An 11,875-nucleotide genomic window follows, 5' to 3' on the forward strand; every position below is an offset into this window, starting at 1 on the left:
CCGTTCGACTTGCATGTGTTAAGCAGACCGCCAGCGTTCATCCTGAGCCAGGATCAAACTCTCCGTGTTGGATTGTTTTTTTTGGCTTTAGTCAAGTTATTTTGGTTGATTTCGGCATTTCTGCTGAATTCCTTTTTTTCCCTTGACTTTTTTCTCGTTGTTTGCGATATTGAGTTCAGCTTTCGCTTTCGCTCTCTATCTCTTAATTTTTTGACGAGGTTAATAGTGCTTTAAGCTTTCAAACTATTCTTTTTTCTAGGTTCAGCGCGCCTTCTTTGTGAATCGCTTCTCTTCCGGCGCTTTATTAATATACTTATTTCCCCAATTCTTGTCAAGCGTTTTGGCAAAGTATTTTTGACTTTTTTTTGAAGCTATACAGGGACTGGCTTTGAGCTGTTTAGAAGAGCTCCTACATCCGCTGCCTGACTCCTCTTTATCGGTTGGGGCTGCTTTTTGACCCGGAAACTCGGTTGGGGCGGGGGACTCTCCCACGAATCGGTAGCATATTTGCACATCTAGATGTTCTATATAGAGATGCTCTATATATATGTGTTCGATCGCCCGCTCATGAAAAAACCTACAGCTCGCCCTAGTGCCTTATTCATTACCTGCGCTTCACTGCTGCTGGCTTGCACTCAGACGAACACTCCCCAAACCTCTACTACAGCATCTCCGGCGACTTCGCCATCTCCCGGTGCTTCCCCAGAGGGTTCGCCTGGGGGGAGTTCCAACACTATATCTATAGGTATTGGGGTGGCGCAAACTAGCAATGTGGCTTTGCTGGGTCAGGAACAGGTGGCTGGGGCGAAAATTGCTGAGAAGTATTTCAACGATAAGGGCGGTGTGGATGGGACGCCGATTAAACTGGTGTTCCAAGATACCGGTGGAGATGAACAAGGGGCGATCAATGCCTTCAATACTCTGATCAATCAGGATAAGGTGGTGGGTATTGTGGGCCCAACTCTCTCGCAGCAGGCTTTTAGTGCCGATCCGATCGCCGATCGAGCAAAAGTTCCCGTACTCGGCCCCTCCAACACCGCTAAAGGCATTCCCCAGATTGGCGATTATGTGGCCCGAGTCTCTGCGCCTGTGGCCGTGGTAGCGCCAAATGCAGTTAAAGCCGCACTGAAGCAAAACCCCAATATTAAGAAAGTAGCAGTGTTTTTTGCTCAGAATGATGCTTTTAGCAAATCTGAGACTGAAACTTTTCAGACAACGGTTAAAGATATGGGGCTGGAATTGGCAACAGTCCAAAAATTCTTGACTACTGATACAGATTTCCAATCTCAAGCCACTAATGGGATAAATGTCAAGCCGGATTTAATCATTATTTCTGGGTTGGCCGCTGATGGAGGCAATTTAATTAAGCAGTTGCGGGAGTTGGGTTACAAAGGCGTTATCATTGGGGGCAACGGTCTGAATACTTCTAATGTATTTCCTGTTTGCAAGGCTCTTTGCGATGGGGTTTTGATTGCCCAAGCCTACAGCCCGGAATATGAAAATGAAGTTAATAAGGCTTTTCGGGATGCTTATCGCGCTCAATTCAAGAAAGAACCGCCTCAGTTTAGCGCTCAGGCTTTTACTGGCGTACAAGTTTTTGTGGAGTCATTAAAGGCAATTAATGCTAAGTCTAAGGTTAGCGAAAAGCCGTTGGCTGAGTTGCGTACAAATTTGAATCAGCAGTTGTTGGGTGGCAAGTACGATACGCCTTTGGGGGAAATTTCTTTTACGCCTGAAGGTGAGATTAATCAGAAAGAGTTTTATGTGGCACAGATAAAAATGGATGCTGATGGAAATAACGGTAAATTCGAGTTTTTGAAATGAAGTTAGGCACGACAGGGATTCTGACACGGATATAGGGATGAGTTATTGAGTGTGAGTCTGAGGTTAAACCCGCTTCCCCCCAAGGGGGAAGTCAGAAGTCAGAGTAAAAATTGTATGCTGTTTGTTTTTGAATGATTTAATGTTGATGCCGAATCTCTAACTGGTGATGGACTTAACTCTGTTTTTGCAACAATTTTTGAATGGTTTGTCGATCGGCAGCGTGTATGCTATTTTTGCCCTGGGATACACGCTAGTGTTTTCTATTCTCGGAATTATTAATTTTGCTCACGGTGCAGTATTTACCTTGGGTGCTTATTTCACTTATGCGCTGATGGGAGGTGCTTTCGGTTTTAACGGGTTGTGGGCTAATGCTCGACTTCCGGTGCAATTGCCTTTTGCTGCGGCGTTAATTTTGGGAAGTGTGATGGCTGGTTTGGTGGGAGTGATTGTGGAACGAGTTGCTTTTTTGCCTTTGCGCCGCCGACACTCTGATCCTTTGCTGACGGTGGTTTCTAGTTTGGGTGCAGCGGTGGCGATCGCCAATATCATTCAATATCTAGTAGGCGCGGAAATTTACACTTTTCCTGCTAACACTTACGGCTATTTGCCCGCTGCAATTAACTTCGGAACAGCGGATAAACCTATTCCGATTCGGACTGTTCAAATAGTAATTTTTGCGGTATCAGTTGCGATTGTAGCTGTTTTAACTTACTTAATAAATTTCACTAAGTTTGGCAAAGCAATGCAGGCGGTTGCTGAAGATGCTACTACTTCTAGTTTGTTGGGGATTGATACCGATCGGTACATTGTGTTGACGTTTTTTGTGAGCAGTTTTCTGGCGGGTTTGGCGGGGAGTTTGGTGGGTTCCAGTGTGAGTATTGCTGGGCCGTATTTTGGTATTGCTTTTGGTTTGAAGGGTTTGGCGGTGATTGTGCTTGGGGGGTTGGGGAGTATTCCTGGGGCGGTTTTGGGTGGGTTTATCATTGGTTTGGTGGAGGCTTTTGTGCCAGGAGATTTTTCGGCTTATAAGGATGCTGTTGCTTTTGCCATATTGTTTATTATGCTATTGGTTAGACCGCAGGGTTTGTTTGGACGGCGTTTGATTCAGAAAGTGTAGGATGATTTGTAAGAACTGTAGTGCATCAGTAGATAAAGGGATGTTTTATGAAAGTGGAAGTTCCATTACTTGTAAGCGATCGCCTTTTTTTACGATTAGCCAATCAAGACGATATCTGCGAAATCATTAAATTTTACAGATACAATCAAAGGTTTTTTACTCCCTGGCATCGACATTGGGGGGAGGAGTTTTTAACTGAAAGTTATTGGCAAAAACAAGTAGAGAAAGATTGCCAAGGATTTGAGTCTGACAAATCTTTAAAGCTGTGGATTTTTGAGAAAGATAATCCTGAGTATATTGTGGGTAACGTTAATTTTGATAATTTTGTACGAGGTGCCGGTCATTTCTGCTTTTTGGGATATAATCTGGCAGAAGCGCAACAAGGTAAAGGTTATATGACTGAAGCTGTGCGAGTTGCGATTCAATATGTGTTTGAAGAGTTGAATTTACATCGCGTTATGGCCAATTATATGCCTCACAATCAGCGCAGCGGTAATCTACTTAAAAAATTGGGATTTGTGGTGGAAGGTTACGCTAGAGACTATTTGTTCATAAATGGTCGGTGGGAAGACCATATTCAGACTAGCTTAATCAATCTAAATTGGAAACCAAGTTAACCGGATTTTCCCTAATAATTTATAATCTAAAATCAAATGGCTACATTTTTTACTACTTATGGGTTTTTGATTGTCTCGATGTTGCTGGGTGCAATGTTGGGAATGTCGCTGTATTTGCCTCTAATGACTGGTCAGTTGTCTCTGGCTAGCCCTGGTTTTTATGCTTTGGGTGGGTATATTGCGGCGATTTTATCTACGACGGTGTTTAAGCCGACAGGGGGTTTATTTCCACTGCCATTGCTGTTAGTGGAGATGATAATTGCAGGGGTTGTTTCGGGGTTGCTGGGGATTTTGGTGGGAATTCCGGCGCTGCGGTTGAGTGGGATTTATTTGGCGATCGCAACTATTGCTTTTGTGGAAATTTTGCGGGTTTTATCGCTGAATCTGGACATTACTGGTGGGGCTGTGGGCATTTTTGGGATTCCGCAACCGTTTGGGACGCCGATCGAGTATTTGTGGATTGTACTACCTTTACTGTTGGTAAGCATGGCGATTGTCTATCGGCTGGAACGGATTCGGGTGGGGCGGGCTTTTGCGGCGATTCGGGCTGATGAGTTGGCGGCGGATGCGATCGGCATTAACCCAACTTTTTATAAGGTTTTGGCTTTCACGTTAGGCGCTGTTTTAGCTGGGGTTGTGGGTGCTGTTAGTGCCCATTTCCTGAATACTTGGAACGCCCGTCAAGGTACTTTTGATGCTAGTATTATTTACTTGACTTCTGTGTTGATTGGTGGTAGCAGAACGTTTCTGGGAGCAGTTTTGGGTGGGATGGTGTTTACTGCTTTACCGGAGGTTTTGAGGGGGATGGCGACTATTCAGGGATTGCCGATTTGGTTGGCGCAATTTCTGCGGGATGGGCGGTTAATTATTTTTGGCTTGCTGATTGTTTTGGGGACGATATTTTTTCCGCAAGGGTTGGTGACGCCGGAGTTATTGAAGAGGTGGAGGAAGGGCGATCGTACTTCTGTTTAAAATGAGATTTTTGGTAAAGAAAAGTGCGATCGCATCCCCACTCCTTATCGATCGCCTATCCATAAAAAAAGTAAGGGGCGATCGCATCCACACTTTTGATCGATCGCCTATCTATAAAACAGTGTCTCACATATCGCTTATGATAAATGTATCCTCGTATGTCTGGGAGTTTAAACTATGTCTCTCGCTGAGTTAATTCCTTTGGTGAACAGTCTGAGCCAGCCAGACAAATTATCACTCTTCAAACTCCTAGCTGTGCAAATCCCAAAGGCTGAACTACAAGTTATCTTTTCTGCATCCGAGTATCCGGTTTGGTCGCCCTACGACGCAACGGAAGCTGCAAACATTCTGATGCAGATGATCCGGGATGACCGAGAGGCATCTACTCATGCCTAGTACGATCGAGTTTCCCTTTTCTGACGATGAAGCATTACCCACGATTCCATCACTGTGAGTCATGCAGGCTTTTCTGTCTCCGCGAATGCACTGCTAGATACTGGGTCTGCGCTCAACCTATTACCTTATGACATAGGGCTGCAATTGGGTTCAATTTGGGAGGAACAAACTATCCGCTTGCCATTGGCTGGAAATCTTGCAAGGGTTGAGGCGCGGGGTGTATTTGTGCACGTTCAAATTGGGAATCTGGAACCAGTTCGTCTAGCATTTGCCTGGGCACAATCCTCTCAGGTACCCTTAATTCTTGGGCAAACGAACTTCTTTCGAGAATTTGATGTTTGTTTTCAGAGATCGCGATGCACGATCGAGATTATCCGCTTCTAATCAGCGTCGATGTCGATCGGTAAAAAAGAGAGGGGCGATTGCCGATCGATAAAAAAAGTCAAGAGCGATCGCATCCGCACAAAGAGTAAGATCGCTTATCAATAAAAAAAGTAAGGGGGGATGGCTCTCTTGGATTTGTGGTAAAAAGTGTATCAAAAAGTACAAAATTTTGGTGACGAAATGGCTGAAATCCTTGCCCTGAGACACATAAGCTATATCAATCACCGGATAGCCAGGAGAGCCGGGGCGATCGTATCCCTACTCCCTTATCGACTAAAACAAACTCTGAGAACACCTGAATTGTCTCCTAGTGCATTGTCAGCATCGTTAATTCGTATAGCAGTCCGAGTGATTGGTTTAGGTAGTTGTTGAGCCCCCCGCACCCATACATATCCAATACCATCTGTGGGAATATCTACAAATAATGCACCAAAAGGATATCCTTGATCGTATTTATATTGGTTATATGGCTCTAGCCCAGGTTCATTGTGACCTTGAGGACCAACACGAGCATAGCTTCTCGCATCTACAGACCAACCTCCACCAACACTGGCTATACGAGTATATGGACCCCCAAGGTCAAAGTATTGCCAACCTGTCCTCGAACTTACATCAAAGCACTTAACTGCTTGCGCTTTTGCTTCGTGCATATTAAAATTAGTAACCAGCACAGCAGCGGATATCAAAATCAATTTTAGAGTTAGTTTCATCCGTTAGTTCTCCAATTTCAGTTAACTGTCGGTTCATAGTACCTCCTTCTTAAGGAAGGATTATTGAACTTCTTTCCTATCAAAACCCAAGCCCGATCGCCCTGTCAGTGAAAAAAGACAAGGGTCGATCGCATCTACAATTCTACACTTTTCATCGACAGGGCGATCGCACAAAAAAGTACAGCGCAATTGCCTGACAAATAAGGTGGGAATTACCGGCCCTCTTTGTAAGGCGATAGAGGCCATAAGACCCAAGATTTTATCCAGGATTTGGGCAAGTACCAATATTTGTCAAACCTTGAGAGATAACTTCTAGAGAAGAACCTTCCTGCGGCGTTCCAAATTGCTTGCGTAACAATCCGAACAATGACGGTCCTACGTGGCAAATCTCTTTACGGGAGTTGATGTACATCACTTTGCCTTGGTTGTTTGGTGGCACATAAAGCCCTTGAGGCCATAGACAACCACCTTGAAAATTATAGGGGGTAAAAGGTGCATTTCCTCGACTCGGCACACCTCTATTAACGAATAGCCTCAACTGGGCAGGACCGACAATGTGACACGAAGCTTTCTCGGTGTTATTCCAGTAATAGTTGTGACCTTGACTCGCATAGATACCAGATGGGATGTTTGGAGGTGGTGGATTCTGAGCTACCCCTGGTATTGTAGAAGCAAAAATTCCAACTCCAGAAATCATGCCCACAATCAATTTTTTCATACTTATCTCCTTTTACGGATTCATATTTAACAATCTAAGTGTCAAACACTACGTTCCCAATCAAAAACTACACCCGAACGCCCTGGCAGTCGGATTGAGTCTGAACTTTCCAGAAAAATTTGCTCAAATGTCGGAAAGATGGGATAATATCGGAAAAACCTGCCTATCTGACCGATCGATAAACATTAGAAGCCTGAAAACTGGTAGATGAAATTCTGTTCGCAATACAGGCGAGCGCCCAAAACCTATAAGATAATTTAGAAGTGCGATCGCAACTCGCAACTTAGTAAAGCCCCATCGGTCGCTATTGGAGAGTGGGATTAGATGTACACTCCCTTCTTCTAACGAAGCTGCTTTTTATCCTTTTCCACATCATAGACCGATCGCTCAAAACTGCAAAGCGAAAAAAGACGGAAAAAGACGGGCATTTCTAAAATCGCAATGCAAGGCGGAAAAAGACGGATAAAGGCGGATAAAGTCGGCTATACTAACTATAGTTTTCTGACACCCCTACTGATGGACACTGCCCATATCTTGCAATTTGTAGATGAAGTGGTCTGGGCGAAGACTGGCAAACATCTCAATGACTTGCAGCGCGGAATTATCGAGGGAATACTGAAGCGACAAAAGTATTCTGATATTGCATATACTTATGGCTGTACGGCGGGTCATGCTAAGGATGTAGGTTACAAGCTTTTGCATATGTTATCTGATGTTTTCGGCGAATCAGTTGATAAACGTAATCTTAAATCTGTCCTAAAACGGCAATCAACTATAAAGATTGCTTTAAATAATAGTAATAATATTGAGGGTGATAGCAACACAATTAACTATATCAATGGTTGCTCAGAACTATCCACTCCTACCCCAGATAAAAGTCAGCCTCCGACTCCCGACTACCAGGATGGCACGAATCAAGTTAAAATTGAAATGGTTGGTAAATTACGACTGTTGGGATTGAAGGATGAGCAAATTGCAGGGGTGCTAGGGCTGACCTTGGAGGTGGTGAAGCAGATAGATTGATAATAGCTTTTAGTTGTTTAAAACACACATCCTCAGTCAGGAGGTATAAGTTTTATGTTTGCAGTTGTCACGCCAGAAAAAATTCATTTGCGCCCAGGAACACTTATAAAATTCCCCGGAAACTGGCAGGATTACCAAGCACTTGTAGCACAATTGGGCGATCGTCAGATTCCACGCATCAAATATCGACCCGGAGAGATTTTGTTAATGTCCCCTTTACCAGTACACGGCAAACAATCTCATATTATTGCAATGGTGGCAATGGTTTTCCTAGATTACTTGGGGCGAGATTATGAAGCGTTTACGCCAATTACGATGGATTTGCCGGAGGTAAGAGGGATTGAACCAGATTATTGTTTTTATATCGATAATTGCGCGGCAATTCTTGGTAAAGATCGGATTGCTTGGGGTGTTGAACCGCCGCCCGATCTAGTAATCGAAGTAGACGTAACTAGCTACACCGATTTAGATGATTACTTGCCTTATAAAGTGCCGGAAGTGTGGCTGTTTAAGAAAAATAAGCTCAGAATTTACGACTTGCAAAACGATCGATATGTCGAAAGTTCAGTTAGCCGTTATTTTCCCAATTTTAATGTATCAGAAATTGTGGAGGAATGCTGGCAAATGTCGCGCGATCGCCCTACAAGTACAGTCATTCGGGAGTTGCGGCAAAAAATTGAAAGGGAAAACGGTTGAATCATATCGTGTTCGGTGAATTGACCATAATTCCTGTAGGGGCAGGTTCACCAACAATAATCGCCTAAAACCCACAATTATCATAAACCTGCCCCCGCCCACCGACTACAAACAATTTCGATCGTGGTTAATCAAACAAACATGGTATTCTGCCAAAGCTTAATACTTTTATCGCTGCTGCCGCTAGCCAAAAACTCTCCTTCCGGGCTAAAATTAACAGAATAGACCGAGTTAGTATGACCCGCAATATTACAAATTTCTTGACCGTCTTTCACTCGCCAAATCTTGATAGTTTGATTGCTGCTGCTAGCCATAATCTCGCCATCGGGACTAAAAGCAATAGAATCAACATACCAAGAATGTCCTGTGATCGTTAAAACTTCTTGCCAATCTTTGACCCACCACATTTTAATAGTATTGTCATGGCTGCCGCTAGCCAAAAACTCTCCATTCGGACTGAAAGCTATGCAGCGAACGGAGTCTGTATGACCTGTAAGTGTGCGAATTAGCTTCCCATCTGTGACGCGCCAAATCTTGATTGTTCTGTCCCAACTGCAACTAGCAAGAGTTTCGCCATCCGGGCTAAAAGCAACAAAATAAACTAAATTAGTGTGACCCACAAGGGTGCGAATTTCTTGCCCGTCTTTGATGCGCCAAATCTTGATTGTTTTGTCCCAACTGCTGCTAGCAATAATTCCGCCATCGGGACTGAAAGCTGCGCCGTAAACTGAGTTACTGTGACCGCTTAGAGTCAGAATTTCTTGCCCATCTTTCATCCGCCAAAGTTTGACAGTTTTGTCGTGGCTGCTGCTGGCTAGCATCAGTCCGTCTGGGCTGAAAGCTACTGTATAAACCGAGTTAGCGTGTCCTGTGAGGGTGACAATTTCTTGCCCGTCTTCAACTCCCCACAGCTTGATTGTTTTGTCATCGCTGCCGCTGGCTACAACTTCTCCGTTGGGGCTGAAAGCAACAGAGTAAATTAAGTTTTTGTGACCTGTTAGGGTGTGAAGACATTGCCAGTTATAGGTTTGCTGTTGGGGCGGGGCGGGAGTTTTTCCGGGTTTAACTAACTTGGAATTTGTTTGCGGAATTGCTAGGTCGATCGCAATTTGGGGATTAATTTCTTTTAATACTTCAACAGCCGTTTGATAGCGGCGGTTGGTAGCATTGGCAATCATTTTGTCTAAAATTTTACCTAGTTCTTCACTCACCGGGTTGTTGGCCAAATACTGCCGCCAGATCCAGGCATCTTCACCAGGGTCGAAGAGGTCAAAAGGGGAAACTTGAGTTAGCAAATACAAACAAGTTACGCCTAAACTGTACAAATCGCTGGTAAAAAATGCTTTGCCTCTAGCTTGTTCGGGGGCGATGTATTCGGGGCTGCCGATGCTGGTTCCTGTTTTGAGTAATGCTGTACCTGTGGCGATTTTGGCAGCGCCAAAGTCTACTAAAACTAATTGTTTGTCGGCGCGGCGGATGATGTTTCCGGGTTTGATGTCTCGGTGAATGACGTTGTGGGAATGGATGAAGTGAAGGACGGGTAATAAGCTATTGAGTAAGTCTTGAATTTGATTTTCTGTAAATGTGCCTTCTGTTTCTACAATTTGTGCTAAATTTTGCCCGTCGATAAATTCTTGGACTACATATTGTCTGCTGTCTTGGATGGAATAGGCTAAGAGTTCGGGAATTTGAGGATGTTTGCCCAATTCGTCTAATCGCATTGCTTCTTGTTCAAAAAGTTCGGCTGCTTTTTTGCTGTTGCGATTGCTTGCTGATGGGATGAGTTGGGTTTCTGCGGGTAAAAATTGTTTGATGACGCAGCGAGGTTTTGAGGGTTTGTCTTCGTCAACGGCGAGGAATGTTCTGCCAAAACCGCCTTGTCCGATCGCCTTTATAGCCCGGTAGCGATCGCGCAGCAGCAGTTTTGAACGGCAATTTCGGCAAATTTTGGCTGCGGGAGGGTTTTGTGGCTTGGAACAGTTGGGATTTAGGCAGTAACTCATTCGATTTTAGATTGCGGATTTTTGATTTTAACTTTTTGAATATTTCCACAGCGCAGTAAATATTATACCTCATTAGCTTTTTAGGAACGGGCTAGAAGCCCATTCCACAAGAAATTCACTCTTTGTGGAACGGGCTTCTAGCCCGTTAAGCGAGAATGGTGATCTTCGGTGAGTTCCGGGATACCTTACTATATATGCCAGTTGCGTCAGTTCTGTTTTAGAAGTTCCACATAACGGGGTTATCGTCTAAATGGTCGGTGACTGTTCGCCCGATCGCGTCAATTTCTTTTAATTCTTCTTCACTCAATTTTACCTCAGCAGCTTTAGCATTTTCGGCTGCTTGTTCCCCGTCGCGCGCGCCGACAATTGCATTTGTTTGTGGCTGGGAAATCAACCAAGCTAAAGCTAAGTTGCCCAAGCTTATCTGGTGGCGATCGGCAATTGGCCTGAGTTGATTTAATGCTGTTTGCACCCGGTCGTAATTTTCTTTGATGAACAGCTTATTTTTGGCGCGGTGGTCGCCTTCTTCAAACTTGTGTTCTGGCCCGAATTTACCTGTCAATATTCCTTGAGCTAGAGATGAATAGGCAATGATGGAGATATGATTGTCCACACAATAGGACATAGCATCTTTTTCTACCCAGCGCCAAAACAGAGAATAGGGCGGTTGCAGGCTGTCGATGCGTCCGTATTGGGCAGCTTCTTCTATTTGGGCGCGGGAGAAGTTGGAAACGCCGATCGCCCTAATTTTTCCCTGTTCTTTTAACTTGTTCAGGGCGTCCATTGTTTCTGCAATTGGCACTAACTCGGAATTCCAACTGCCGGCGGGCCAGTGGATTTGGTAAAGGTCGATATAATCGGTGTTGAGGTTTTTTAGCGATCGCTCGCACGCTTCGATTACCAACTCGGGTTTCAGGTGGTTGGCGAAAACTTTGCTAGCATAAACTACTTGCGATCTTACATCTGAAAGTGCTTGACCGATAATTTGTTCCGAATGCCCTTCTCCGTAAACCTCAGCCGTATCAAAGGTGGTAATACCTGCCTCAAAAGCCGCGCGCATTGCTTTGACAGTTTCAGCATCCTCAATTCCCACCCACATCCGCTTCCCAGCTTGCCAAGTCCCCATAATTATCGGGGTAATCTGAATTTGTGATGTCCCCAATTGTCGCTTTTGCATACCCTAAGTCCTCATTTATATTTTTAGTATTCACCCTCAAGCTCTCTAATCTTAACAGAAAAAAGTTGGGTAGTCATGCACAGTAATGCTATCGTTTTATTTTGCAATAAATAGTGATGTACAAAGTTAAACATTAAAAAGGGGAGCATCTCACTTTTGCAGCTAAGGATCGCGAATTAAATAACTTACAATTTTAATTGTTATTGTGGGATGGGCGTCCCGCCCGTCCTTTTTGGAC

Annotated in this window: 13 protein-coding genes and 1 rRNA gene; 8 read left to right on the forward strand and 6 right to left on the reverse strand. The window is 44.2% G+C overall.

Annotated elements, in window-relative coordinates; translation table 11 throughout:
• Positions 1 to 69, reverse strand: a 16S ribosomal RNA gene (locus QUB24_RS31995); the annotation flags it as partial.
• A gap of 498 nt (positions 70 to 567) precedes the next feature.
• On the opposite strand from QUB24_RS31995, the gene QUB24_RS32000 reads away from it, so the two are divergent.
• From QUB24_RS32000 to QUB24_RS32025, 6 genes are all read left to right on the forward strand, one after another.
• Positions 568 to 1,824 carry an ABC transporter substrate-binding protein gene (locus QUB24_RS32000; protein ID WP_333157568.1) on the forward strand — a complete coding sequence of 419 codons (1,257 nt, stop codon included), beginning with the start codon at positions 568 to 570 and terminating at the stop codon, positions 1,822 to 1,824.
• A 166-nt stretch (positions 1,825 to 1,990) separates the two neighbouring features.
• Complete coding sequence (locus QUB24_RS32005; protein WP_333157569.1) at positions 1,991 to 2,941, forward strand: branched-chain amino acid ABC transporter permease; 951 nt, start codon at positions 1,991 to 1,993, stop codon at positions 2,939 to 2,941.
• 47 nt (positions 2,942 to 2,988) lie between these two features.
• Positions 2,989 to 3,558, forward strand: a complete 570-nt coding sequence (locus QUB24_RS32010) for a GNAT family N-acetyltransferase (RefSeq protein WP_333157570.1) — start codon at positions 2,989 to 2,991, stop codon at positions 3,556 to 3,558.
• Positions 3,559 to 3,594: 36 nt separating this feature from the next.
• On the forward strand, positions 3,595 to 4,530 hold the full coding sequence (locus QUB24_RS32015) for a branched-chain amino acid ABC transporter permease (protein WP_333157571.1): 936 nt from the start codon (positions 3,595 to 3,597) through the stop codon (positions 4,528 to 4,530).
• A 177-nt stretch (positions 4,531 to 4,707) separates the two neighbouring features.
• Positions 4,708 to 4,926, forward strand: coding sequence for a hypothetical protein (locus QUB24_RS32020; RefSeq protein ID WP_293354415.1), 219 nt, complete (start codon positions 4,708 to 4,710; stop codon positions 4,924 to 4,926).
• A gap of 54 nt (positions 4,927 to 4,980) precedes the next feature.
• Positions 4,981 to 5,310 (forward strand): aspartyl protease family protein, encoded by a 330-nt coding sequence (locus tag QUB24_RS32025; protein ID WP_333157572.1) that lies wholly within the window; start codon positions 4,981 to 4,983, stop codon positions 5,308 to 5,310.
• A gap of 266 nt (positions 5,311 to 5,576) precedes the next feature.
• On the opposite strand, the gene QUB24_RS32030 is transcribed toward QUB24_RS32025, so the two are convergent.
• The 3 genes from QUB24_RS32030 to QUB24_RS32040 are packed head-to-tail and all read right to left on the reverse strand — an operon-like array spanning position 5,577 to position 6,738.
• On the reverse strand, positions 5,577 to 6,020 hold the full coding sequence (locus QUB24_RS32030; protein WP_333157573.1) for a hypothetical protein: 444 nt from the start codon (positions 6,018 to 6,020) through the stop codon (positions 5,577 to 5,579).
• Between the two features lie 60 nt (positions 6,021 to 6,080).
• Complete coding sequence (locus QUB24_RS32035) at positions 6,081 to 6,266, reverse strand: hypothetical protein (protein ID WP_333157574.1); 186 nt, start codon at positions 6,264 to 6,266, stop codon at positions 6,081 to 6,083.
• A 13-nt stretch (positions 6,267 to 6,279) separates the two neighbouring features.
• Positions 6,280 to 6,738 carry a hypothetical protein gene (locus tag QUB24_RS32040; protein WP_333157575.1) on the reverse strand — a complete coding sequence of 153 codons (459 nt, stop codon included), beginning with the start codon at positions 6,736 to 6,738 and terminating at the stop codon, positions 6,280 to 6,282.
• Between the two features lie 516 nt (positions 6,739 to 7,254).
• Between QUB24_RS32040 and QUB24_RS32045 the strand changes: the two genes are divergently transcribed.
• A complete protein-coding gene (locus tag QUB24_RS32045; RefSeq protein ID WP_333157579.1) occupies positions 7,255 to 7,761 on the forward strand; it encodes a hypothetical protein in 507 nt (168 codons plus the stop codon).
• Between the two features lie 54 nt (positions 7,762 to 7,815).
• Positions 7,816 to 8,457, forward strand: a complete 642-nt coding sequence (locus QUB24_RS32050; RefSeq protein WP_333157576.1) for a Uma2 family endonuclease — start codon at positions 7,816 to 7,818, stop codon at positions 8,455 to 8,457.
• Between the two features lie 131 nt (positions 8,458 to 8,588).
• Here the strand turns inward: QUB24_RS32050 and QUB24_RS32055 are convergent, their stop codons facing one another.
• On the reverse strand, positions 8,589 to 10,460 hold the full coding sequence (locus QUB24_RS32055; RefSeq protein ID WP_333157577.1) for a serine/threonine-protein kinase: 1,872 nt from the start codon (positions 10,458 to 10,460) through the stop codon (positions 8,589 to 8,591).
• A 217-nt stretch (positions 10,461 to 10,677) separates the two neighbouring features.
• On the reverse strand, positions 10,678 to 11,637 hold the full coding sequence (locus QUB24_RS32060) for an aldo/keto reductase (protein ID WP_333157578.1): 960 nt from the start codon (positions 11,635 to 11,637) through the stop codon (positions 10,678 to 10,680).
• Positions 11,638 to 11,875 lie beyond the last annotated feature (238 nt).

The sequence above is a fragment of the Microcoleus sp. B9-D4 genome (genome assembly GCF_036705105.1).
Taxonomy (GTDB): Bacteria; Cyanobacteriota; Cyanobacteriia; order Cyanobacteriales; family Microcoleaceae; genus Microcoleus.